Source organism: Vibrio sinaloensis (assembly GCF_000808535.1).
Taxonomy (GTDB): domain Bacteria; phylum Pseudomonadota; class Gammaproteobacteria; order Enterobacterales; family Vibrionaceae; genus Vibrio; species Vibrio sinaloensis_D.
Genome location: NZ_JWLV01000047.1, coordinates 139,313 through 164,392, shown reverse-complemented (window position 1 = coordinate 164,392; position 25,080 = coordinate 139,313). Strand labels below are relative to the sequence as shown.

The 25,080-nt window shown below is 44.9% G+C and carries 17 protein-coding genes; 14 read left to right on the top strand and 3 right to left on the bottom strand.

The features are described 5' to 3' along the window. Positions 1-14: 14 nt before the first annotated feature. Positions 15-1,811 (bottom strand): ABC transporter ATP-binding protein, encoded by a 1,797-nt coding sequence (locus RJ47_RS18700; protein ID WP_039486159.1) that lies wholly within the window; start codon positions 1,809-1,811, stop codon positions 15-17. Positions 1,812-1,902: 91 nt separating this feature from the next. Here RJ47_RS18700 and RJ47_RS18695 point away from each other — a divergent pair, with 91 nt between their 5' ends. From RJ47_RS18695 to rmf, 14 genes are all read left to right on the top strand, one after another. Continuing rightward, a complete protein-coding gene (locus RJ47_RS18695) occupies positions 1,903-2,376 on the top strand; it encodes a GAF domain-containing protein (RefSeq protein WP_039479338.1) in 474 nt (157 codons plus the stop codon). Between the two features lie 98 nt (positions 2,377-2,474). Next, entirely contained in the window at positions 2,475-3,104 is a 630-nt protein-coding gene (proQ, locus tag RJ47_RS18690) for an RNA chaperone ProQ (protein WP_038141462.1), read from the top strand. A gap of 17 nt (positions 3,105-3,121) precedes the next feature. Next, complete coding sequence (prc, locus tag RJ47_RS18685) at positions 3,122-5,119, top strand: carboxy terminal-processing peptidase (protein ID WP_039486157.1); 1,998 nt, start codon at positions 3,122-3,124, stop codon at positions 5,117-5,119. A 132-nt stretch (positions 5,120-5,251) separates the two neighbouring features. Next, positions 5,252-5,914 carry a hypothetical protein gene (locus tag RJ47_RS18680; RefSeq protein WP_039486155.1) on the top strand — a complete coding sequence of 221 codons (663 nt, stop codon included), beginning with the start codon at positions 5,252-5,254 and terminating at the stop codon, positions 5,912-5,914. A 230-nt stretch (positions 5,915-6,144) separates the two neighbouring features. Beyond that, positions 6,145-8,751 carry an aminopeptidase N gene (gene pepN, locus RJ47_RS18675; RefSeq protein ID WP_039486153.1) on the top strand — a complete coding sequence of 869 codons (2,607 nt, stop codon included), beginning with the start codon at positions 6,145-6,147 and terminating at the stop codon, positions 8,749-8,751. A 90-nt stretch (positions 8,752-8,841) separates the two neighbouring features. After that, positions 8,842-9,060 (top strand): DUF2835 domain-containing protein, encoded by a 219-nt coding sequence (locus RJ47_RS21100; protein WP_038141471.1) that lies wholly within the window; start codon positions 8,842-8,844, stop codon positions 9,058-9,060. 189 nt (positions 9,061-9,249) lie between these two features. Further along, entirely contained in the window at positions 9,250-14,091 is a 4,842-nt protein-coding gene (locus tag RJ47_RS18670; RefSeq protein ID WP_039486151.1) for an NAD-glutamate dehydrogenase, read from the top strand. 87 nt (positions 14,092-14,178) lie between these two features. Beyond that, positions 14,179-15,189, top strand: a complete 1,011-nt coding sequence (gene pyrD, locus RJ47_RS18665) for a quinone-dependent dihydroorotate dehydrogenase (RefSeq protein WP_039486149.1) — start codon at positions 14,179-14,181, stop codon at positions 15,187-15,189. A 188-nt stretch (positions 15,190-15,377) separates the two neighbouring features. Then, a complete protein-coding gene (locus tag RJ47_RS18660; RefSeq protein ID WP_082016366.1) occupies positions 15,378-15,926 on the top strand; it encodes a cell division protein ZapC in 549 nt (182 codons plus the stop codon). A gap of 480 nt (positions 15,927-16,406) precedes the next feature. Beyond that, complete coding sequence (rlmKL, locus tag RJ47_RS18655) at positions 16,407-18,530, top strand: bifunctional 23S rRNA (guanine(2069)-N(7))-methyltransferase RlmK/23S rRNA (guanine(2445)-N(2))-methyltransferase RlmL (protein WP_039486146.1); 2,124 nt, start codon at positions 16,407-16,409, stop codon at positions 18,528-18,530. A gap of 9 nt (positions 18,531-18,539) precedes the next feature. Further along, on the top strand, positions 18,540-18,782 hold the full coding sequence (locus RJ47_RS18650; protein ID WP_072016616.1) for a glutaredoxin family protein: 243 nt from the start codon (positions 18,540-18,542) through the stop codon (positions 18,780-18,782). Further along, complete coding sequence (locus RJ47_RS18645; RefSeq protein WP_039486144.1) at positions 18,760-20,676, top strand: ABC transporter ATP-binding protein; 1,917 nt, start codon at positions 18,760-18,762, stop codon at positions 20,674-20,676. Before RJ47_RS18650 ends, RJ47_RS18645 begins: the two co-directional genes overlap by 23 nt. A 6-nt stretch (positions 20,677-20,682) precedes the next feature. Beyond that, on the top strand, positions 20,683-22,284 hold the full coding sequence (locus tag RJ47_RS18640; RefSeq protein ID WP_039486142.1) for a DUF3466 family protein: 1,602 nt from the start codon (positions 20,683-20,685) through the stop codon (positions 22,282-22,284). Positions 22,285-22,450: 166 nt separating this feature from the next. After that, positions 22,451-22,624: a ribosome modulation factor gene (gene rmf / locus RJ47_RS18635; protein WP_008078149.1), complete on the top strand. Its 174-nt coding sequence runs from the start codon at positions 22,451-22,453 to the stop codon at positions 22,622-22,624. A gap of 148 nt (positions 22,625-22,772) precedes the next feature. On the opposite strand, the gene fabA is transcribed toward rmf, so the two are convergent. Both fabA and RJ47_RS18625 read right to left on the bottom strand, forming a co-directional pair. Further along, positions 22,773-23,291, bottom strand: a complete 519-nt coding sequence (gene fabA / locus RJ47_RS18630) for a bifunctional 3-hydroxydecanoyl-ACP dehydratase/trans-2-decenoyl-ACP isomerase (RefSeq protein WP_038141483.1) — start codon at positions 23,289-23,291, stop codon at positions 22,773-22,775. 91 nt (positions 23,292-23,382) lie between these two features. Then, complete coding sequence (locus RJ47_RS18625) at positions 23,383-25,026, bottom strand: S16 family serine protease (RefSeq protein ID WP_039486139.1); 1,644 nt, start codon at positions 25,024-25,026, stop codon at positions 23,383-23,385. Positions 25,027-25,080: the final 54 nt, after the last annotated feature.

The following is a 25,080-nucleotide window of genomic DNA, read 5'->3' as shown; positions in this document are numbered from 1 at the left end:
TGGCGAGTTGAGTTTTAGGCGTGCGATTGTACGCTGCCATACAGGGTTTGATATAAGCCTTGTTGTTCAACCAACTCACCATGTGTACCCGTTTGTGTCACCTGACCATCTTCCAAAACATAAATGAGGTCAGCTTGTTTAACTGCAGAAAGTCGATGAGCGACAATCAACGTCGTGCGTCCTTGTAAGAACTCGGTCAATGCTTTATGCAAGGCCGCTTCTGTTGCTGTATCTAGCGCTGACGTGGCTTCATCGAGAATCACAAATTTTGGATCGCTCAATATCATCCGAGCAATTGCTAGTCGCTGGCGCTGCCCTCCAGATAAACGAATGCCGCTTCGCCCTATCTGTGTTTCTAACCCATCACTGAGCTGTTCAATGACATCGTGTAGCTGTGCCACTTCCAACGCATGCCATAACTTCAAGTCATCGTAATGTGCGCCGAGCGTTAGATTATGCCTTAAAGTGTCATTAAAGAGTATAGGTTGTTGTAAAACCACAGCAATCTGATCGCGGATAACCTCAAAACTGATATCTTCAACCGTTTCATCATTGAAGCGAATGGTTCCAGAGTTGGCACGATATACTCCAATGAGTAATTGAATTAAGGTTGATTTTCCGCCTCCGCTCGCTCCGACTAAAGCTACTTTTTTACCCGCTGGAATGTGCAAGCTCAGACTTCTTAACACTTCATTTTCTTCGTTGTATGAAAAGCAAATGTTCTCGAGCTTGATATCTACATCGGACTCTTTGTTAAATGGATTTACTTTACTTACAGGGCGGTGCTCCTCCTCAAGCTCAAGCAATTGATTGATTCGGCCAAGCGCTGCTTTTGCACTGTACCAAGAGAATTGGATGCCGAGCAGCTCCTGTACGGGACTTAACATAAACCAAAGATAACCAAATACAGCGAAGATTTGCCCGATAGTGAGGTCACTAAACAGCACCATTAACATGGCAACGGCGCGGAACAGTTCAAATCCTAGCAAGAACAGCAAAAAAGATACTCTTCCTGCTGCCTCAGACTGCCAAGCGTATTTATCTGCATCAATACGGATAGCATTAGCCTGTTGCTTTAGTTCATCAAGAAACTCGCGCTCTCTGTTGGCGGCCCTAAGCTGATAGATACCATCCAATGTTTCGACGAGTCGATTTTGAAAATGTTCAAATGACTGGTTTTCTTTCTTTTTTAGGTGCTTAACTTTGCTCCCTAACTTGCGAGAAAAATAGATAACAATGGGGTTGACCAGCAAAATGAACAGACCCAGGCGCCAATCTAACCACAGCAGCACGCCAGCGGTACCGATAACAGTGAACAGGCTGATTAAAAACTTGCTCAGTGTAGAGCCTATGAATTGATCAATTGTCTCGACGTCAGTGACGAGATGAGCATTGATGCCGCCACTACCGCGGGTTTCATATTGACGAATGCTTATGCGACCGAGCTTATCGATCATCTTACTTCGCATTTGAAACGTGATGGTTTTTGACACCAAAGTAAACTGGCGACTTTGCAGGATGTTCAACGCTTGGCTCGCGCTTCGCATTACAATCACTAACGCAAGAGTTAGGAAAATATAGCCTGTTGGCGTTTGCCATGAAGACGGCAGCACCGAGTTCATGGCTGCAACGCCATTTGCAGGTTGATTGAGAAGTACCTCATCAACCATCAGAGGCATTAAAAGTGGGATCGGGACACTGATTAACGTCGCTATGATGGCGATGATGTTGGCAAACACGAGTTTAGACTTGTGTAATTTTACTTGTCTTATCAACCAAGAACGGCTAATAGTGTTGTTACTAGGATTCATTATAATGAGAATGCTTACTATTTAATGGTTTATGGAATTGTACGTAAATTCATTAACGAAGTCTCTAAATTCAAACGGAACAGCAGTCACTATGACATTAGAACAGTATCAACGTTTAACCAAACAAGCCGTCGCACTACTTGAAGGCGAGCAAGACCTGATTGCTAACTTAGCCAACTTGAGCGCCTTGCTTAACATGGAACTCGATAACATCAACTGGGTCGGATTCTATTTGATGAAAGAGGAAGAGTTGGTGCTCGGTCCTTTTCAAGGGAACCCAGCATGTGTCCGAATCCCAGTAGGGCGCGGGGTGTGCGGGACATCAGTTGCAACGAACAGTGTTCAGCGTGTCTATGATGTTCATCAATTTGAAGGGCACATTGCGTGTGATGCGGCAAGTAACTCTGAAATCGTGATTCCATTTTCGATCTCGGGTGAGGTTGCTGGCGTATTAGATATCGATAGCCCTGTGGTTGGTCGTTTTAGTGAGATCGACGAAGAAGGACTGACGTTTTTAATGGCAGAAGTAGAAAAGCTGCTCAATTCACACGCTATCAAGGCATAAATTGGCTTTTCACTGTGGTTTTTCCCATGCAGGTCACTATAATACCTGAAATATTTATCTTAATGCTCGCGGACAGTCCGCAATAACCAGGAACCCACATGGAAAACACTGAAAAGTTAAAAAACAGCAAAGAAATCATTGCATACATTGCTGAATGTTTCCCTAAGTGCTTTACTTTAGAAGGTGAAGCAAAGCCACTTAAAATTGGTATTTTTCAAGATCTTGCGGAACGTCTAAGTGACGATCCAAAAGTGAGTAAAACACAACTTCGTGCAGCGTTAAGACAGTACACTTCATCATGGCGTTACCTACACGGTGTAAAACCTGGTGCAGTACGTGTTGATTTAGATGGTAACCCAGCGGGTGAACTTGAAGAAGAACACGTAGAACATGCAAAAACAGCATTAGCTGAAAGTAAAGCGAAAGTTCAAGCTCGTCGTAAAGAGCAAGCTCAAAAAGCGCGCGAAGAGGGTAAGGCGAAAGCTAAGCCGGCTGCGAAGAAGCCTCAAAGCCGTCGCCCACAACAAAACAAGCCGCAAAAAGCCAAGAAGCCAGTGGAAACACGCGCTCTGACTGCTGACGAAGTGAAAGTTGGCAACGCAGTAAACGTGAACATGGGCAAAGGAAATATGGCTGCGACTATCGTTGAAATCAATAAGGAAGATGTGCGTGTTCAACTGTCTAACGGCCTACAAATGGTTGTGAAAGCGGAGCACCTACGCGCATAAAGGAGAGTCTCCTACGCATGAAATGCCGTTCAAAACTGTCGCTGATTGCTGCTAGCTTATGGCTAGCAGCGTCTTCAGCCCAAGCTCTAGAAGCAAAGATTGGTCTAGAAGATTTACCCACATTAGCACCGGAAGCTCAGCACGCCACAGCAAGTAAGCGTGTGACCTCTCGCTTTACTCGTTCCCATTACAAACACTTCACGTTGAATGATCAGTTCTCAAAAGCGATTTTTGACCGCTATATTGGGATGCTTGATTACAATCGTAATGTGTTCACTCAATCTGACATTGACCAACTAGATAAATTGGCCCTGGGCATTGATGATCAGTTGAAGTCGGGTGAAAACCAGATTGCCTTTGATGCGTACAATCTATCCATGAAACGTCGTTATGAACGCTTCCAATACGCTTTGTCTTTGTTAGACAAAGAGATGACGTTCGATACCGACGAGACTATCGAGCTTGATCGCAGTGAGTCTGCTTGGCCTAAAGACACCGCTGAGCTAAACGAGTTGTGGCGCAAACGTGTTAAGTATGACGCGCTCAACTTGAAGATGACGGGTAAAGACTGGGATGAGATCAAAGATGTTCTCGGCAAGCGTTACAACAATGCGCTTAAACGTCTTAGTCAAACTCACAACGAAGATGCGTTTCAACTTTACATGAACGCGTTTGCTCGTGAAGTCGATCCTCATACAAGTTACCTTTCTCCGCGAAGTGCCGATCAATTCCAGACTGAAATGAACCTGTCTCTTGAGGGCATTGGCGCCGTTTTGCAAATGACAGATGATTACACGGTCATTCGCTCGTTAGTTGCTGGTGGACCTGCTTCCAATAGCAAGCAACTTGCCGAAGGTGACAGGATTATCGGTGTCGGACAAGATGGTGAAGAGGTCGTTGATGTGATTGGCTGGCGCTTAGATGACGTCGTGCAACTGATCAAAGGCCCGAAAGGCACCAAAGTTAACTTGCAAATTCTCCCAGAAGGTAAGGATAGCAAAGCGGAAGTGATCACCATCGTACGAGATAAGATTCGACTTGAAGATCGTGCAGTGAAAGCGGAAGTTATCGAGCAAGATGGCAAGAAAATTGGGGTGCTTGAAGTTCCAAGTTTCTACGTTGGTCTTGCAAAAGATACGGACAAGTTGATTAGTGAACTCAAACAGAAAGGCGTTGCCGGTATTGTTGTTGATTTGCGTAACAATGGTGGTGGTGCGTTAACGGAAGCGACGGCGTTGTCTGGGTTGTTTATTACCAGTGGCCCTGTGGTACAGGTTAGAGACAGCTATGGTAGAGTGAATGTTAATAGCGATACCGACGGTAAGATTAGCTACGAAGGACCGTTGACTGTTTTAGTTAACCGCTACAGTGCATCAGCTTCTGAAATTTTTGCCGCGGCGATGCAAGATTATGGCCGTGCCGTAGTTTTAGGCGAAAACTCTTTTGGTAAAGGTACAGTGCAGCAGCACCGCTCGTTAAATCACATCTATGATTTGTTCGACAAAGAGTTGGGTTATGTGCAATACACAATCCAAAAGTTTTATCGAATAGATGGCGGTAGTACGCAAAATCGAGGTGTTGCACCGGATATTGCTTTTCCAACGGCAGTCGATCCAAGTGAAACAGGCGAGAGCGTAGAAGACAATGCGTTGCCGTGGGATAGTATCGACAAGGCAAAATATGATGTGTTACGCCGTAACGAAAAGCTTATCAGTGAGTTAAGCGTCAAGCACCAAGCTAGAATTGCGGAAGACTTGGAGTTTCGTTTCATTGCCGAGGACATTGAAAAGTACAAGGCAGAGAAAGATGACAACACGCTTTCTTTGAATGAAAAAGTTCGCAAAGCCGAAGCAGATAAAGCTGACGCTGATCGTCTAGCACGAATTAACCAACGTCAGAAAGCAAAAGGTGAAGCAGAATTCAAATCTTTGGACGATATCCCTAAAGATTATGAAGCGCCAGACGCTTACTTGAATGAAGCTGTCGCGATTACGGTAGACATGATTAAATCGTAGTTTCAACAGCTTAGAAAGGCGAGCCCACGTGGCTCGCTTTTTTTATGTCAATAATTAATGTGATTTAGATCAATTTTTTAGCCAAATAGAACGAATCTGCCTAAGCTTAAAGAAAAAGAGTGAGGGTATGTTATGAAATGGTTCGGACTTTTTTGCTTGCTTTTTAGCCTAACTGCGTCTGCAAATCAAAACAAAGACAATGCGGATCTTACCCAATTTGATCAGCCTTTTTTATTAGGGGACTGGTATTTAATCAATCCTAACCCAGAAAACTCTCAAGAAAACTTTCTAGCGATTAAGCTCTCACTCAACTCAAACTACAGTTTCGTTATTGATATACAGAAAAAGGACTACTCGGTAGATCACTGGGAAGGGTTATACAACGCTAACAATGACACCATTATTCTTGGTCTCAATACATCTGAGCCTCAAGTCTACCAGTATTCAGCTAATCACAATCTGCTTAACCTAAATGGTGTGACCTTTACCAAAGCGCTGTCTAATTCTCTTGCCGGTATGTGGTCTAGTGAGCATCTTGCTGGTGATGATTTACTTGCTAGTGACGTTCGAAGAATGGATCTGGTCCTTCAGCCCGATTTTGTTTTTACTTTCCGCGTGGCTAACGAAGATGGTGATGAGGCTATTCATCAAGGTGTCTACTATACCGAAGGGGATCAACTGGTTCTTTTATACGAAGATGGTGAACACGATACACGTTACACACTCAATCGAGACGTCCTGACTTTAGAAGGTGAAGAAGGCGGTATGTACGCAGTGCTCAATAGAATACGGTGATCACCAAGGATATGACAGTCATTTTATATGACGAACGACGCTTTTGTAGCCATATAGTTTGATTTATGTTTGAACAATAGGCAAAAAACGAGGTATTTGTAGAGAATACCTCGTTTTTTTGCACATAGAGTTGTAAGCTAACTGCCACTTTGCGGATGAGAATCTTTTATCGTTCGCCCCACTCATAGAATGTGAGTGTCTTCATTAGTATCAGTCAGAAGGATTTCGACATGGCTCAGACTCCACAAGCCAAGTATCGTAAAGATTATTTATCACCGTCACACACCATTACTGAATTGGATTTGACGTTTGATTTGCATGACAAAGAAACGATCGTTACCGCCGTTTCACAAGTAAAACAACTCAGAGACGAGGCATCACTGCGCCTTGATGGTGAAAGCCTCAAACTGGTGAGTGTCTCTGTAAATGGCACTGCTTGGGAAGATTATCAAGAAGTGGAAGGCGCGCTGGTGCTTAACGCACTTCCTGCACAATTCGAACTCACCATTGTCACTGAAATTGATCCGGAAGCGAACACTGCGTTAGAAGGTTTGTACAAGTCGGGCGGTGCATTTTGTACGCAATGTGAAGCTGAAGGCTTCCGTCGCATTACCTACTATCTAGACCGACCAGATGTGTTGGCCAAGTACACCACCAAGGTTATCGCAGAAAAAGCGCAATACCCATACTTGTTGAGCAACGGTAACCGTATTGCAGAAGGGGATCTTGAAGGCGGCCGTCACTGGGTTCAGTGGCAAGATCCGCACCCAAAACCAGCCTACTTGTTTGCACTTGTCGCGGGTGACTTTGATGTTCTGCGCGACCAATATGTGACGCAATCTGGTCGCAATGTTGAGCTAGAAATCTTCGTTGATAAAGGCAACCTTGATCGTGCACCCCATGCGATGACCTCGCTCATCAATTCCATGAAGTGGGATGAGGAGCGCTTTGGCTTAGAGTACGACCTAGACATCTACATGATTGTGGCGGTTGATTTCTTCAACATGGGCGCAATGGAGAACAAAGGTTTAAACATCTTCAACTCTAAATATGTTTTAGCCAATGAGAAAACAGCGACAGACACAGACTACCTAGGTATCGAAGCGGTTATTGGTCACGAATACTTCCACAACTGGACGGGCAACCGAGTGACATGTCGCGATTGGTTCCAACTGAGCTTAAAAGAAGGTTTAACCGTCTTCCGCGATCAGGAGTTCTCCTCTGATTTAGGTTCTCGTGCAGTAAACCGAATCAACAATGTCCGAATCATTCGTGGCCCTCAGTTTGCTGAAGATGCAAGTCCGATGTCTCATCCGATTCGCCCTGAAAAAGTGATCGAGATGAATAACTTCTACACCCTAACCGTTTATGAAAAGGGCAGTGAAGTTATTCGTATGATGCACACTTTATTAGGCGAAGAAGGTTTCCAAGCGGGCATGAAGCTGTACTTTGAGCGTCATGACGGTACTGCTGCAACTTGTGAAGACTTTGTTGCGGCAATGGAAGATGCCTCTGGCGTAGACTTGAAACAGTTCCGCTTGTGGTACAGCCAGTCAGGTACACCAACCGTTTCTGTGGAAAGCACTTACGATGCAGAGCAGAAAACTTATGCACTAACAATTTCTCAATCGACAGAGGCGACACACGAACAAAAAGAGAAGCAAGCGTTACACATTCCTTTCGATGTGGAACTGTATGCCGCGAATGGTGATGTTATTGAGTTACGCCGTAACGGTGAAAAAGTTCATAACGTCCTAGACGTAACAGAAGACAAGCAGACGTTTGTGTTTGAAAACGTGAATGAAGAGCCGATTCCGTCATTGCTAAGAGAGTTCTCAGCACCTGTTATTCTAGAATACGATTACAGTGATGAAGAACTGATCTTTTTGATGGTTCACGCGCGCAATGAGTTTGCACGCTGGGATGCAGGGCAGATGCTGCTTGCGAAATACATTCGTAGTAATGTGACGGCTGTGCAAAATGGTGAGGAAGTCGCCTTGCCTGAATCACTGATCGATGCGTTCCGAGGTGTTCTGCTTTCTGATTCTCTTGAACCTGCCTTCATTGCGGAAATGATGTCAGTTCCGAGTCACAACGAAGTGTCTGGCTGGTACAAAACCGTAGACGTTGACGCGGTGGCGAGCGTTCTAAAAGCAATTAAGGTGAAACTGGCGACAGAACTTGAAGACGAGTTGACAGCGTTGTACCACAGTTTGAATCAAGCGGAGTACACAGTGGATCACCCTGCAATTGGCAAGCGCTCGTTGCGTAATACAGCGTTAGCGTATCTGGCGTACACAGAGCAAGGTAATCAACTGGCAGAAAAACAGTACTTCGAAGCCAATAATATGACCGATACTGTGGCGGCGATGTCAGCAGCAAACAGCGCACAACTCCCTTGTCGTGAAGCCTTAATGGCTGATTACAGCGATAAATGGAAGCACGATGGTCTGGTTATGGACAAGTGGTTTGCGCTACAAGGCTGTAATCCGGCAGAGAACGTGTTGGAAGTGATTAAAGAGACAATGAATCATGAAGCGTTCAGTCTTAAGAATCCAAACCGTACTCGTAGCTTGATTGGCTCGTTCCTAAACATGAACCCAGTGCGTTTCCATGCGAAAACGGGCGAAGGGTACAAGTTTGCAGGTGAGATCCTCAAAGAGATGAACAGCAGTAACCCGCAAGTCGCCTCTCGATTGATTGATCCGTTGCTGAAGTTCCGTAAATACGATGAAGAGCGTCAAGCCTTGATAAAAGCTGAGCTTGAAGCGCTTAAATCAATGGACAACTTGGCAAAAGACCTGTTCGAAAAAGTAACAAAAGCGCTCGAAGCTTAATCGACGGGTTAAAACAGTAGCACAATTATGTGCTACTGTTTATTTATACAGTATTTTTCGGTTGGTACCAAAAGTGTTACTTTATTGACCATGAACTACTATTACTTCTCCTTAAACATCTCATATCAAACTTTCCTTGCTCACTACAATGGTGCTGCAAGCAGTGTTTTAGTCGTTACTGACAACGGGTTACGTCTACAATTACCTGCAACCAAGTTCAGACCATTTCTTAGTCAAATTGGTGTAAAAGGGCGGTTTCGTTTAACAACTGACCAAAATAATAAGTTTCTCAAGTTAGAAGTTCTGTGAGCGACTGATTTCTTAGAAGTTTAAATAGAACCTCAATCACATTCTCAAACATTTCACCTCTTACCACTCCTAAAAGAATTAACTATTTATCAATAAAGCTTTTACAATAAAGCGGCATTACCCGTGTTAAGCACTATGCTTACAACATCCCTACAAAAACATACAATTCTATAATAGTGGAGTGTGATTATGACCGCGCGTGAAACATTGATGCCGGTTCTGCTTGAAAAAGTGTACCAACTGATTCAAGACAAACTCGAGCTTGCTCATCAACCTTTAGTCACTCAACTTGCTCAACATTTATTTAGCAATATCTCTCAGGACGACTTAGTCGAACGCAACGAATCCGATCTTTACGGTGCAGTGGTGAGCCTTTGGCATCACATCAGCGAAAAGAAAGCCGATGACGTATCTGTCCGAGTCTTCAACCCAACTGTTAGTCGTCAAGGCTGGCAATCCACACACACTATTGTTGAAATCGTCGTACAAGACAGCCCGTTCTTGGTCGATTCGATTAAGATGGCATTGAGTCGTTTGGATCTTGCATCACACCTGATGCTGCATGGTCCTACGCAAGTTGCTCGCAATGCCAAAGGTGAGATTACCGGTATCAACGAAGGTGAAGGGGCGCTGCAGTCACTTTTCCATATCGAAGTTGACCGCTTAAGTGACAAAGGCGCAATGGCTTCTTTGAAGGAAGAGTTGCTGAGTATTCTGAAAGACACCGGCCTTGTTGTTCAGGATTGGTTACTGATGGTTGAAAAACTTGAAGAAGTCACCAATCAAGTCGAAGCTCAGCAAGAGACAGTCACCGTTGAGCGCGATCGTTACGATGAAACGATTAACTTCCTGCGTTGGTTAGGAAGACACAACTTTACCTTTATGGGATACAAGGAATACGATCTTGTTTCCGTCGATGGTGATACGGAGTTGCGTCCAACGCCAGACAAAGGCTTGGGTCTTTTTGCGAATCGCGACCGTGTTCGAAGCGTTAAACTGTCAGACTTCCCTGATTCGGCAAGACTTGAAGCGAAAAAACCATTCTTACTGATCCTCACCAAAGGCAATACGCCTTCGCGGATCCACAGACCAGCATACACCGACTACATCGGCATTAAGAAATTCGATAAGAATGGCAAAGTGATCGGCGAACACCGTTTCACAGGTCTTTACACCTCCGCAGTTTACAACCAAAGCGTAGAAAGCATTCCTCTAATTCGTGAAAAAGTCGAACGTATCCTAGAAGCGAGTCGATACCGTGAAGGGTCATACTCCTACAAAGCGCTGCATAACATTCTAGAAAACTACCCACGTGATGAACTGCTTCAGGCAAAAGAAGAAGAGTTGCTTGAAGTCGGTATGGGTGTGGTTCAAATGCAGGACCGCGATTTACTGCGTTTGTTCGTGCGTAAAGACCCGTTTGGCCGTTTCTTCAGCTGCATGGTTTATGTGACAAAAGATCGTTACAACACCGAGCTTCGCCGTCAGACGCAACGAATTCTCAAACAGTATTTCGGTTGTGATAAAGAGGTTGAGTTCACTACCTATTTCTCCGAAAGCCCACTTGCCCGTACACACTACATTGTTCGTGTGGACAACAACAACTCAGATATTAATGTCAAAACGATTGAGCAAAACTTAATGGAAGCATCTTCGACTTGGGATGATCGTTTGTCAGATGCGATCGTTGCGAACTTTGGTGAGAGTAAAGGCTTACCTTTATCAAAAGATTACAACCGCGCGTTCCCACGTTCATACAAAGAAGATGTTATGCCTGGCTCGGCGGTGGCTGATATCGAGCGATTAGAAGCACTTAGCGATGACAACAAGCTAGGAATGCTGTTCTACCGTCCGCAAGAGCTTGGTTCCGATTCTAAAGCAGTGCGCCTGAAACTGTATCACCGCGATGAACCTATCCACCTTTCTGATGTCATGCCGATGCTCGAAAACTTAGGATTGCGAGTGATCGGAGAGTCTCCTTATGAAGTGCGTAAGGCGAATGGACAAGTTTATTGGATACTTGATTTCTCAATGCTGCATAAGAGTGAGAAAACCGTCGACTTGCGTGAAGCGAGAGATCGTTTTCAACAAGCCTTTGCTGCGATTTGGGCTGGTGATCTAGAAAGCGATGGTTTTAACCGTTTAGTTCTTGGTGCTTCGTTGACTGGTCGCGAGATTTCCATTTTACGTGCTTACGCGCGTTACATGCGTCAAGTCGGTTTCCCATTCAGTCAACAGTACATTGAAGATACGCTCAGCCATTATCCTGATTTGGCGAAAGCTCTGGTTGATCTATTCGCTAAACGTTTTGATCCTAAGTTCAAAGGCAGCCAAAAAGGACAGGCGGATCTTGTTAAGAAGATTACTGAGCAACTTGATCACGTCGAAAGTCTCGATGACGACCGTATTATTCGTCGTTATGTAGAAATGATCTCGGCAACGCTGCGTACGAACTACTATCAACTTGACGCAGATAAACAACCTAAGCCTTGGTTATCACTCAAGATGAAGCCAAGTGAGATTCCAGAAATCCCGCAGCCTGTGCCGGCATTTGAGATCTTTGTCTACGCACCTGATATTGAAGGTGTACACCTACGTGGTGGTAAGGTAGCACGTGGTGGTCTGCGTTGGTCAGATCGTCAAGAGGATTTCCGTACAGAAATTCTTGGTCTTGTGAAAGCGCAGCAAGTTAAGAACACCGTAATCGTACCGGTTGGTGCGAAAGGTGGCTTTGTTTGTAAACGTCAGCACAACTTTAGTGGCCGTGATGAAATTTTCGCTGAAGGCCAGCGTTGCTACAAACGCTTTATCCGAGCGTTATTGGATGTCTCTGATAACATCATTGAAGGCGAAGTTATTCCACCGAAGAGCGTGGTTCGTCATGATGAAGATGACCCGTATTTGGTTGTAGCGGCTGATAAAGGCACTGCAACGTTCTCAGATTTGGCTAACTCAGTATCTGAGGAGTACAACTTCTGGCTAGGTGATGCGTTTGCATCAGGCGGCTCTAACGGTTATGACCATAAGGCGATGGGGATTACCGCGAAGGGCGGTTGGGAGTCGGTGAAACGCCACTTCCGTGAGATGGGCATTGATTGTCAAACAACCGATTTTACTGCGATTGGTGTTGGTGATATGGCTGGAGACGTGTTTGGTAACGGTATGCTTCTATCTAAGCATATTCGTTTGCAAGCGGCGTTTAACCACATGCATATCTTTATTGATCCAAACCCTGACTCGGCTACGGGGTGGGAAGAGCGCAATCGCTTATTCAACTTACCGCGTTCAAGCTGGGAAGACTACAACGCCGAGCTTATCTCTAAAGGTGGTGGCATTTTCTCTCGCCGTGCGAAGTCAATCTCACTGACTCCTGAGATTCAAAAAATGCTGGGCACCAAAAAAGCGTCTCTAGCACCAAACGAACTCATCAAGATGATCCTAAAAATGGAAGTTGATCTTCTATGGAATGGCGGGATCGGTACTTATGTTAAAGCCTCATCGGAGACACATACAGATGTCGGCGACCGAGCAAACGATGTGTTACGTATCGATGGACGTGAATTGCGTGCCAAAGTTGTCGGCGAAGGCGGTAACTTAGGTATGACCCAGCTTGGCCGCGTTGAATACGCGCTAACAGGTGGTCGCGTCAACACTGACTTTGTTGACAACGTTGGTGGTGTGGATTGTTCGGATAACGAAGTAAATATCAAAATCTTCCTAAATGGTTTGGTCGCAAATGGTGACCTTACGGTCAAGCAACGTAACCAAATCCTAGAATCGATGGAAGATGAGGTAGGAGAGATCGTACTGGATGATGCCTACTGTCAATCAGAGTCTATTTCTGTGACAGAGCAGCAGGGCACTTCGCTGGTTAAAGAACAAATCCGTTTCATCCATACGATGGAAAAATCAGGTCATCTTGATCGCGCTCTTGAGTACATCCCAGACGATGAGACCTTGATTGAACGTGAGAAACAAGGCCAGGCATTGACTCGCCCAGAGCTGTCTGTGCTCGTTGCTTACGGAAAGATGGTTCTTAAAGAAGAGCTTGTCCATGATGACATTGCTAATGATGCATTCCATGCACAGCAGTTAGTACAATACTTCCCAACTGAGTTACGCCGTAACTATTCTACACAAATGGACAATCATCCACTACGTGCAGAAATTATTGCGACGGCACTTGCGAACCAAATGGTTAACGAGATGGGTTGTAATTTCGTGACCCGTTTGCAAGAAGAGACTGGCGCTCATGTTGTGGACATCGCAAATGCGTATGTTGCTGCGAGAGAGATATTCGGCTTAGGCAAAGTCTTTGAAGAGGTACGCTCGCTAGACAACCAAGCAACAACTGAAGCTCAGTACGACATGATGTTCTATGTTCGCCGTACGTTACGTCGTTTATCTCGTTGGTTATTGCGTAACCGTAATGGCCGTCAATGCGTTAAAGCCTTGATTGACCTTTACCAGTCTGACGTTGAAGTGATTAAGTCAAACCTTGATGACATGTTGGTACCGTCAGAAGTGGAAGAACACAACGAGATGGCGAAAGCGTGGATCGAGCAGGGTATTACGCCAGAATTGGCGAGTTATGTGTCTCGCTTATCTAGCCTATACTCGGCACTGGATATATCCACAGTATCCCGTGAAAAAGGTAAATCAGTCGAGCAAAGTGCTAAGTTGTACTACAACCTAGGCGATCGATTGTCGCTACATTGGTTCTTGAAGCAAATCAATACTCAGGCTGTTGACAACCATTGGCAGGCTCTCGCTCGAGCAGCGTTCCGTGAAGATCTAGATTGGCAGCAGCGTCAATTGACTGGACAAGTGTTGAGTTGTAGCTGTGCGCCTGAAGAGCTTGATGTTATGAAAGCGCTAGAGGATTGGATTTCAACGAACGAAACATCTCTTCATCGTTGGGAGAATATCTTGAACGAATTCAAGATTGGTTCAGTTCATGAGTTTGCCAAGTTTTCTGTAGCTCTGCGCGAACTGATGCTGCTAAATCTGAATTGTTCAGCAAATGAGTAAACGTTTGCCATAATAGATTGAATTGTTCGGTAAAACCATTAATAATACAGCCCCGTTTACACGGGGCTTTTTTCTTTCGGAGGCACAATGCTTTACCGTCTAGCCAGAGCTGGCTTTTTCCAACTTGATGCCGAAAAGGCACATGATCTTGCAATTCAGAACTTCAAACGTTTCACCGGCACTCCAGTCGATCTTCTTTACCGTCAACAACTCCCACATCGCCCAGTCGAATGCATGGGTCTGACATTCCGAAATCCAGTTGGCCTTGCGGCTGGGCTAGATAAAAATGGTGAGTGTATCGAAGCGTTCGATGCAATGGGTTTTGGCTTTGTTGAAGTGGGGACTGTTACGCCTCGTCCACAATCCGGAAACGACAAACCACGTTTGTTCCGTCTTGTTGAAGCGGAAGGCATCATCAACCGTATGGGCTTTAACAACCTAGGTGTTGATAACCTTGTCGAGAATGTTAAGAACTCCAAATATTCTTGCGTGCTGGGGATCAATATCGGTAAGAACAAAGACACTCCGATTGAAAAGGGTGCTGAAGATTACCTTATCTGTATGGAAAAGGTATACGAGTATGCTGGCTACATCGCGGTAAACATTTCTTCTCCAAATACACCAGGGCTTCGCTCTCTTCAATATGGTGAAGCGCTGGATGATCTTCTATCTGAGCTAAAAGCGAAGCAAGCTGAATTGGCAGAGAAGCACGGCAAGTACGTACCGCTTGCTCTGAAGATCGCTCCGGATCTAAGTGACGATGAGATCAAACAGATCTGTGAATCGTTACTTAAAAACAAGATTGATGGCGTTATCGCAACCAACACGACGCTAGACAGAACCATAGTAGAAGGCATGAAGCACGCAAACGAGGCTGGTGGTTTAAGCGGTCGTCCGGTGCAATCGCGCAGTACTGAAGTGGTTCGTCGTTTGCACGAAGAGCTTGGTGACCAGATCCCAGTAATCGGGGTAGGTGGCGTTGACTCTTATGTTGCCGCGAAAGAGAAACTGATGGCAGGAGCAAAACTTGTTCAGGTTTACTCTGGCTTCATTTATCACGGCCCGGGTCTTGTAAAAGACATTGTCAAAAACCTGTAGCTTTACGCCTAACATATTGATTGGCGTGACATTGTCACACTGAGCTAGATGGGTTTCAAACACCGAATTTGAAGAGGAAATGAGTTTTCATTTCCTCTTTTTTTTATTGGTATAGCGAATAAAATTCAAATCATTGCTTGGACAGGTAATTAAGCGTTTACCTAAATTCAAACGACATAGAGATTGGAATGATGCTTAAACCCAGTGACAAATGGACTTGGTACTACGATGACTCAGAAGGGCACCTGATGCTCGATCTGGGTGATGGTATGCTGTTTAAGACCAACCTTCCTCGCAAACTAATCGTCGAGTGTGCGATTGGCATCAACGAGTTTTCTGTCGATGATGCATCCGCTTATCAAACCTACAAAGAACAAATTGCGCTGCTTGGGCTCTCTGAGCCACGTCAAGCCGAATTAGCCTTGTACTGTGTGGCAGCGAAACGCTTTCACAAACCTGTGCAACCCAAGAGCTGGTTTTTTGATTCACTATCGGATGGAAATCTAGCGCTTGAGGAAGGTGACTTTGTTCAGTTGTCGACGTCAAGCGGTTCGAGCTCTTTTATTGTCATCGAAGTCGGGGAGTACGCCAGCTTATGTGTGTCTGTCTCACTTGACGAATTCCAGTTGAATGGCATTAAGTCGTTGTCGTTTGGTGAGGCAATCAAAGTGATGCATGACCGAATGCTGCTTATAAACCACCAGTTCCAAGCTCAACCAATCGCTTTGGTTGGCTAATTTTTCGTTCCTTTTATGATTTCCCATCGGCCCTATGGCCGATTTTTTTTGCCTAAAACCCATCTTATTCCATCTAAATTCCTTCGTATCCTCACGGAGAACTGATTATTGAATGTGAGAATCGTTCGGTTTTCAGACAATAATTTGAGTCACTTTCATCGGCAATTTTGGCTTAATCGCTTCCATCAATATGCAAAATTCCCCCTTTTGGTATTATTTGGTAATAAACTTACGTCTTTTTTGTTGGTTGGTATAGACCAATTATAAAGTAAATAAGTATTCACTATCTCCTTAGGCCAAGAAATTCGATAGGAAATTGACGATTTATTAGAAAGGTTGGTAACTCTCTGACTAGATGAGAGTTGATGGTTATTTCATCAGACAGCAGCGGAAAGGCTGAATAACGCTATTTGGATTAACGATGTTGCTCGGTTGTCAGGTATAATGAGAGGTCATTTTCAACAGAATAATAAGTTCACTATGCATCAATATCTTGCGGTTACATCCAATGGTTTGGAGAACCTGTTAGTAGAAGAGTTAACAAAGCTAGGGATTAACGACGCAAAACCTGTACAAGCAGGTGTCCGTTTTAAAGCATCAATTGAGCAGATTTATCGCTGCTGTCTATGGAGCCGTTTGGCTTCTCGCTTTGTTCGCGTTCTATCAGAGTTCACTTGTAACGACGATATGGATCTATACCTTGCGACATCATCAGTAAACTGGGTCAACCATTTCCATAGTTCGAAAAAGTTCGTCGTTGACTTTAATGGTACGAACCGAGAGATTCGTAACAGTCAGTACGGAGCGATGAAAGTCAAAGATGCGGTAGTGGACTGTTATGAGAAGAAGAACCTCCCACGACCGTCGATCAGTAAAGATCGTGCCGATCTTCGTATCCACGTTCGCTTACATAAAGATAAAGCGTTACTTGGTATCGATATGGTCGGTGGAGGCCTACATCAACGTGGCTATCGCCCAGAATCAGGCCGTGCGCCTCTGCGTGAGACGTTAGCGGCGGCTATTATTCTTCGCAGTGGCTGGGATGAGAGTAAGTCGATGTTAGACCCTATGTGTGGTTCAGGAACGCTCTTGATTGAAGCTGCGATGATGGCTGCGAATATGGCGCCAGGTGTGAATCGTAAAAAGTGGGGCTTCGAATCCCTTGAAGACTTTGAGCCAGAGCTTTGGGCTGAGATAAAGTCTGAAGCTTCAGTGCAGGCTCGTCGTGGTGTCAAAAAAGTTGACGCTAAGTTCTACGGCTTTGACAACGATGCTCGTGTACTTAAAACCGCGAAAGACAATGCGCGCCGTGCAGGTGTTGAGTCGCTTATTGAGTTCCAAGAAGGGGATGCAGCTAAGGTTATGCGACCTGCTGGTTTTGAGCATGGCGTCATCGTGTCAAACCCACCTTATGGTGAACGCTTAGGTACTCATCCTGGTCTGATTGCTCTATATACAGCCTTTGGTGCACAGCTCAAAGACCAGTTCGGCGGATGCCAAGCGTCTATCTTCTCAAGCTCTGATGAGCTGCTCAGTTGCCTGCGTATGCGAGCTGATAAGCAGTTCAAATTGAACAATGGCGCGTTGCCTTGTCATCAAAAAAACTACTCCATTTCAGATCGCCCTGCAGAATCTAGAGGTGACGCTGTCACTGAATCTTTAATCGCACCAGATTTTGCCAACCGTCTAAAGAAGAACATTGGTAAGATTGGTAAATGGGCGCGCAAAGAGCAGCTCGATTGCTACCGTATTTATGATGCAGATTTACCAGAGTACAACGTGGCTATCGATGTCTACCTTGATCACCTAGTGATTCAGGAATACGCGGCTCCAAAGAATATCCCTGAAGAGAAAGCAAAGCGTCGTCTTACAGATATTATTCGCGCAGCAATTCAGGTGACTGGTACTGAGGCTAACAAAGTTGTGCTGAAAGTGCGTGAGAAGCAAAAAGGGCGCTCTCAGTATCAAAAGCTCTCTCAGGAGTCAGAAACAATGCAAGTCAACGAGTATGGCGTGAAGCTGCTCGTTAACCTTCACGACTACCTAGATACTGGATTGTTCCTTGATCATAAAATCACCCGTCGTAAATTGGGTGAACTCTCGCAAGGTAAAGATTTCTTAAACCTATTTGCTTACACTGGGTCAGGCACAGTTCACGCCGCATGTGGCGGTGCAAAGTCCACGACCACGGTCGACATGTCTAAAACCTACTTGGAGTGGGCGAAAGAGAACATGAAGCTCAACGGGCAGGTTGGCAGACAACATCGGTACGAGCAGGCAGATTGCTTGCAGTGGTTGGCAAACTCTACAGAGAAGTTTGATTTAATCTTTATTGACCCACCGACGTTTTCTAACTCGAAACGTATGGAACAGTCATTTGATGTCCAGCGTGACCACATTCAATTGATGAAAGATCTTAAGCGACTCCTTCGTGCCGGTGGAACCATTGTTTTTTCAAACAACAAACGCCACTTTAAAATGGACTTGGACGCATTGAATGAGTTGGGGCTAGAGGCGAAAAACATTTCAAATCAAACTCTGCCGCTTGATTTTTCTCGCAACAAGCATATTCATAACTGCTGGATCTTAACCCACAAGGAATAAGTTGGTTTCGTGATCACTTTATATAGTACAGAAGGGTGCCATCTCTGTGAGATGGCTTTTCAATTGTGTCAGCAAGCAGGTATTGCAGAGCACATACGTATCATCGATATTGCCTTTGACGATGAGCTATTTTCTCGTTACGGCGTCACTATTCCAGTGCTCAATTTCAACGATACCGAGCTTAACTGGCCTTTCGACTTACAAGAATTGAAACTTTGGTTAGATAAAAATGGCATTACTTACCATCAATAATGGATTGCTGGCTTACGGTGATCACCCTCTACTTGACCATGCAGATTTTGCATTACAAGAAAACGAACGAGTCTGTTTAGTTGGTCGCAATGGCGCGGGTAAATCCACGCTGATGAAAGTCCTAGCAGGCGATGTATTACTTGATGATGGTAAACTGACCGTTACGCAAGATGTCATTGTCTCTCGTCTCGAACAAGATCCGCCCCGAAATCAAGAGGGAACTGTTCTTGAATACGTCGCTGGTGGATTAGCCGAAGTCGGCGAGCAGCTTAAGATCTACCAAGATCAGCTTGATCTGATTGCCATCGACCCTTCAGAGCAAAACATCAACAAGCTCGCCCGAATTCAAGAGCAGCTCGAACACTCAGGCGCTTGGCGTTTTGAAGATCGCATTAAAAACGTCCTTACGGCTCTTAAGCTTGATGGGCATACCCAATTGACCGACCTTTCTGGCGGTTGGCAGCGTAAGGCTGCGTTAGCGCGTGCGTTGGTATGCGATCCGGATGTTCTGCTGCTTGACGAACCAACTAACCACCTAGACGTTACGACTATCGAGTGGTTGGAGAACTTCCTGAAAGACTTCCGCGGCTCGATCATTTTTATCTCCCATGACCGTGCATTCATTAAATCGATGGCGACACGCATTGTTGACTTAGATCGCGGTAAGCTCTCTTCTTTTCCTGGTGATTATGAGAACTACTTGGTTGAAAAAGAGGAGATGCTACGCGTCGAAGAGATGCAAAACGCAGAGTTTGATAAAAAACTGGCTCAGGAAGAGGTGTGGATTCGCCAAGGGATTAAAGCGCGCCGTACACGTAACGAAGGCCGAGTTCGCGCGCTCAAAAAGCTCCGTGAAGAGCGTTCAGACAGACGCGAAGTCCAAGGTAAAGCGAACATCCAAATCGATGATGCATCTCGTTCAGGCAAGATTGTGTTTGAAGCGCAAAACATCAATTACTCCATTGAAGGAAAGAGTATTGTCAAAGATTTCTCTTTCAACATCATGCGCGGCGATCGGATCGCACTTATCGGTCCGAATGGTTGCGGTAAGAGTACGCTGCTGAAACTACTGCTTAACGAGCTTGAACCGCAAAGCGGCCGTTTACACTGTGGTACCAAACTGGAAGTTGCCTACTTTGATCAGTATCGCGAAGTGCTTGACCCAGAGAAGTCTGTGATCGACAACTTGGCCGATGGCAAGCAAGAAGTGATGGTGGGTGGGCGCCAGAGACATGCGTTGAGCTACCTGCAAGACTTTTTGTTTGCGCCCAAGCGAGCGCGTACACCAGTTAAAGCTCTGTCCGGAGGAGAGAAGAACCGATTACTTCTTGCGCGCATATTCCTCCGTGCGAACAACTTATTGGTGCTAGATGAACCAACTAACGATTTAGACATCGAAACGTTGGAACTTTTAGAAGATTTGCTTGCCAATTATCAGGGTACGCTTCTTTTAGTCAGCCACGATCGTCAATTTGTTGATAACACGGTAACGACGAGCTGGATCTTTGAAGGTGAAGGCGTTATTGAAGAGTTTGTCGGCGGCTACCATGACGCTCAGCAACAACGAGCTCAAGCGCACAGTCAACGTACGGTTGAAAAACCAACGAAAAATGAAAAACAGCTTGAGGAAACTCCCAAAACTGCACCTGTTAAGAATAAGCCTAAGAAATTATCTTATAAACTGCAGCGAGAGTTAGAGGCACTACCAGCCAAGCTTGAAGAGTTAGAAGCCGAGATTGAAAGTCTGCAAGAGCAGGTGAACAATCCTGAGTTTTTCTCAAAATCAGTAGAGCAGACACAACCCATTTTAGATAAGCTTGCTGCCACCGAGCAGGAGCTTGAAGTTGCTTTTGAGCGCTGGGAAGAGCTCGAAGCAATGCAACAGGAAAGTTAACGTCTAATGAGTAGTAAGATTTTTAAAATTTCAATGGTTGCGGCAATGGTTGCCGCATCTTTTAGCGCAAGTGCCGCTATCTATCAGATCCATGCTTATCAACCTGCGAATGGTGGTGAAACGTTTGGTGCAGCGATTCAAAGTTCATCTATAGATTGCTGGACAGATATCAATGCTCCAATTGATCCCGGCAAGGATTGTAATATTCTCCATGAGGATGAACAAAAAATCGGTTTTGAGGAAAAACAAAACCCAGAAGGTTTCAACTACCGAAACGAAGCGCCATTTTTGCTCGAAAACGGTTATGACTATCTTGAAGATGGCTACGATGGCTTTCGTAAGTACTGTGATAACTTTTTAGATTACTCTAAAGAGCTATGTAAGCGTTGGGCGAGTAGACAGTATTCTGCGGGTTATGCGACAGAAGGATCGTTGAACAACTCGTATGCATATATTGAAGATACAGCGATTGAAAGTGCACGTGACAACGTAATTATTAATCAAATTGTTGATCCAGCGAATAACAAAGCCATCGGTACTTACTATGGCGACAGTCTTAAAGCGCGAACGCAGTCTTTCGCTGATGTCGACATTGCTGATGCTGATGGCGTGCAACGAAAGGTCTTCTCTAAATTAGAAGGGCAAGACCTATATGTAGGTAGTGTTTCTTTTGAGACAAGTAACGCTAACGATTTCCGCTCTCAAGCGGCGATTTGGACCAACAGTGGTGCTACGCAAACTTTGATAGCATCTGGTGGTAGCATTAGCAGCCGCTCAATCCCTCAAGGCAGTGCAAGAGACGTCGCTGAAGTTAAAGATAATAGCAATAACCCAGTAGGGGTTTACGCGGTTGGTTATGATTCCAACAGTGACGAGATTCCTCTTGCTGCGGTATTTAAGATCGATGGAACCACGGTAAACAAAACCTACGTCGGTACATACAACGACGACAATAAATACCTTAATTCCTTGTTAACGTCAGTCAACGACAAAGGCGTTGCGATTGGCACGGTAAAATACCGTGAGCCAATTGACGGTGCATACGCAAATCGTTTGTTCTATGTACCTGATGTGACGAAGTCTTCACTTGGTGGTGCAGATTTTCCTGGTGACATCTTCTTTACTAGTGCCAATGGCATTGCTGGCGCAATCAACAACAACAGTGAAGCAGTTGGACAGGTTGACTTTGAACGCCACCAGGAATCAAACGGTGGTAAGCCGAGAGCTAAGCGAGCGTTTATCGCACCACTTTTGTCCACAGACGCAAAAGCTCCATTAGGCAATAAAGCTTGGTATCTTGACGATCTTACCTATGGTTTAAGTAGCAATAATGCTTATCGTGTGATCGATGCGACTGATATCAATGATGCTGGTGTTATTGCTGGTACTGCCTACTATTGTGCTGGTGGTTTTGATAGTTCTGCCATTGATGCAAGTTGTAAAGCAGGCGCTTCAATCGTAGCGGTTAAGTTGGTCCCGATGAATGGTAAGACTTCTAGCGATATTCAATCGCGTCCTCGCGAAACGACTAAGGTTGAGCGACAAGGTGCTGGATTTGGTCTTTTTGCTCTGACAGTACTTGGCCTGATAGGGTTCCGTAGAAAATAGGTGATTTTTTAATCTAGGGCACAGGTTCACATTTTTGGATCTGTGCTTTTTTTATACCTTGAGAAAGGCTCTGTTTTGATCGATTCTTAATTGTGGAGTCACAAAAGCTCCACATTAGTTTAATAGTAGTACGTTAGAAAACACTTTCTTGTATGAGGACGACACTATGAAGAGACAAAAGCGTGACCGCATGGAAAGAGCGCAATCTCAAGGTTATAAGGCAGGCTTAAATGGCCGTTCTATGGACGCATGTCCATACCAACAGATGGATGCTCGATCCTATTGGCTTGGTGGTTGGCGCGATGCCAGAGAAGATAAACAATCTGGTCTCTACAAATAACGACTCAAATCCACATACATATAGGAATAAAGCCCCGAAAGGGGCTTTAACCGTTATTAGCGCACAATAAATAGTAGTATAATGCACTATAACTAAATTGCCAGGGGATAAAAAACGACTCCGAAGAGTCGTCTTTAAAAGGATTCTATTAAAACGCAGATGTATCTTGGAAAAGACCAACTTTTAAATCTTTTGCTACGTAGATTTCTTTACCGTCCACAAGAACACGACCGTCAGCTAAACCCATAACTAGCTTGCGGTTAACAACGCGTTTCATGTGAATTTCATAAGTCACTTTTTTCGCTGTCGGTAGGATTTGGCCCGTAAACTTAACTTCGCCAACACCTAGAGCTCGACCTTTACCTTTGCCGCCAACCCAGCCAAGGAAGAAGCCAACAAGCTGCCACATTGCATCCAGTCCTAAACAACCTGGCATTACAGGGTCGCCAGGGAAGTGGCAATCAAAGAACCACAGGTCAGGTGTGATATCTAACTCCGCAAGGATAAGACCTTTACCAAAATCACCTTCAGTCTCAGACATCTTGGTGATGCGGTCCATCATCAGCATGTTTGGTGCAGGCAGTTGAGGATATCCAGGGCCAAAAAGCTCGCCTTGGCTCGACGCTAGAAGATCTTCACGGTTATATGATTCACGTTTGTTTTGCATTATCAATGACTCCAATATTTGATAGTCGCATCTTAGTGAACACGTGTACGCTAAACAACTCCAACCAGTCTGAATCTAATGAATATTTACATTATCTAAACCAGTTTTTGAAGCGTTCCACAATTCCTTGTGGGTGTTCGTGTTTTTCAAAGTTTTCAATTCGTTGTGCGATTTTGTTGATGACACTTTCTTCATCATCACCGCGGAAAGGTTTGCCCATGATGAGAGGGATAGCTTCATCGACAGTTGATACAGACCAGATGTGAAACTGATCCTGTTTAATGCTATCGACCACATCCTGATTCAGTGCAAGATGCTTTAGGTTAGATTTTGGAAGAATCACACCTTGCTCGCCGGTCAGTCCTTGATGTTTACATACGTGATAGAAGCCTTCGATTTTTTCATTCAAGCCGCCTACAGCTTGGACTCGTCCAAATTGGTCTACCGCGCCGGTGACTGCAATTTGTTGATTGATTGGGATCTCAGACAAAGCACTGACAAATGTACATAACTCGGCGAGAGTTGCACTGTCACCATCGACTTCACTGTAAGACTGTTCGAACACCACAGAAGCAGAATAGGGTAACGGTTCCTCTAACTGCAATGCGCTACTCACGAAGGCTTGCATAATCATCATACCTTTCGCGTGTAGATTACCGCCAAGCTCCGCTTTGCGTTCAACGTCTGAAATATCACCGTCACCAAAATGGATAACACAAGAGATTCGAGCGGGCTCTCCATATGGCATTGGGTGGCCAGGCACATCGATGACGGTCAACCCGTTAACTTGACCAACGCATTCGCCTTGTGTCTCTATGATAACTTGCCCGTCGGTGATGTCAGCAAGAGCGCGTTCAGGAAGATAAGCCTCACGATGGTACTTGTTGTTGACAGCGTTTGAGATGTCATTTTCATCAAGGACATTGTCTGACGATGAAAGCAAAGACTCTTGGAAAAGAGCGAGATACCAAAGTATTTCGATAGGCATGTACTCCTGATCTTCGGTATATCGAGCTCCTGCGACCAAAAGTCGATGCAACGCGCCAAATGTCAGCGTAGGGAGTTGATAGGTAGTAAGAATCCATCGAATGAAGCCCAGCAGCTTTTCACATGACTTTTCCCCAAAAGCTATCTCGTTTTCGATTTCGGTATACATGGCTAGGCCGCTGTATAGCTCGTCATCTAAATACTCAAGATCTGAGATTTGATGTCGGTCGCCGACAATGACTACTTTTACATCATAGGTTTGGCTTGGGACTAGGGTGGCAACCTTGCGTGGATTTGCATTCAGCGGCGAGATAGGTTGCCCTAAAAGAACGGTTTTGAGCGCTTGCCAACTCGCGGGGTTTGCTAGAATTAAGTTAACAGGTATGACGAGAAACCCGCCATCTGCTTGATCAAGTAGCCCCTTATGGCGAACGGTAATTTGTCCGTCGTCGCATGAGTAAGAACCAAGTAAAGAGTCTGCTGTGAGTGATTCAGTCACATGAACACAATCATTTTGTGTATGTTGCTCTATCGCTTCTTTTACCAAGTGTCGGTAGAAAGCATTGTCAATCGAGTTAATGATGAGTGCGCGCGTATAGCCGTTGACTCTAGATAAGGTGTCTATAGATTGTTTGAGTCGGGGTTGAATGTCGATAAATCTGACAAGATCCAGTTCATTAAATCGCTTTAGAATTCCGTCATATTGGGAGTACTGAGGCGTTACTGAACGCCAGCTTTCTTGCTTCATCAAATTGGTTCATTAATCTCTAAATGCGCGAAATTATATAGAAAAAGCCAATGA

What these genes read in the sequence shown, in the direction of transcription:
- RJ47_RS18700 (WP_039486159.1), bottom strand. Translation starts at nt 1,811, where the DNA reads ATGAATCCTAGTAACAACACTATTAGCCGTTCTTGGTTGATAAGACAA.
- RJ47_RS18695 (WP_039479338.1), top strand. Translation starts at nt 1,903, where the DNA reads ATGACATTAGAACAGTATCAACGTTTAACCAAACAAGCCGTCGCACTA.
- proQ (WP_038141462.1), top strand. Translation starts at nt 2,475, where the DNA reads ATGGAAAACACTGAAAAGTTAAAAAACAGCAAAGAAATCATTGCATAC.
- prc (WP_039486157.1), top strand. Translation starts at nt 3,122, where the DNA reads ATGAAATGCCGTTCAAAACTGTCGCTGATTGCTGCTAGCTTATGGCTA.
- RJ47_RS18680 (WP_039486155.1), top strand. Translation starts at nt 5,252, where the DNA reads ATGAAATGGTTCGGACTTTTTTGCTTGCTTTTTAGCCTAACTGCGTCT.
- pepN (WP_039486153.1), top strand. Translation starts at nt 6,145, where the DNA reads ATGGCTCAGACTCCACAAGCCAAGTATCGTAAAGATTATTTATCACCG.
- RJ47_RS21100 (WP_038141471.1), top strand. Translation starts at nt 8,842, where the DNA reads ATGAACTACTATTACTTCTCCTTAAACATCTCATATCAAACTTTCCTT.
- RJ47_RS18670 (WP_039486151.1), top strand. Translation starts at nt 9,250, where the DNA reads ATGACCGCGCGTGAAACATTGATGCCGGTTCTGCTTGAAAAAGTGTAC.
- pyrD (WP_039486149.1), top strand. Translation starts at nt 14,179, where the DNA reads ATGCTTTACCGTCTAGCCAGAGCTGGCTTTTTCCAACTTGATGCCGAA.
- RJ47_RS18660 (WP_082016366.1), top strand. Translation starts at nt 15,378, where the DNA reads ATGATGCTTAAACCCAGTGACAAATGGACTTGGTACTACGATGACTCA.
- rlmKL (WP_039486146.1), top strand. Translation starts at nt 16,407, where the DNA reads ATGCATCAATATCTTGCGGTTACATCCAATGGTTTGGAGAACCTGTTA.
- RJ47_RS18645 (WP_039486144.1), top strand. Translation starts at nt 18,760, where the DNA reads ATGGCATTACTTACCATCAATAATGGATTGCTGGCTTACGGTGATCAC.
- RJ47_RS18640 (WP_039486142.1), top strand. Translation starts at nt 20,683, where the DNA reads ATGAGTAGTAAGATTTTTAAAATTTCAATGGTTGCGGCAATGGTTGCC.
- rmf (WP_008078149.1), top strand. Translation starts at nt 22,451, where the DNA reads ATGAAGAGACAAAAGCGTGACCGCATGGAAAGAGCGCAATCTCAAGGT.
- fabA (WP_038141483.1), bottom strand. Translation starts at nt 23,291, where the DNA reads ATGCAAAACAAACGTGAATCATATAACCGTGAAGATCTTCTAGCGTCG.
- RJ47_RS18625 (WP_039486139.1), bottom strand. Translation starts at nt 25,026, where the DNA reads ATGAAGCAAGAAAGCTGGCGTTCAGTAACGCCTCAGTACTCCCAATAT.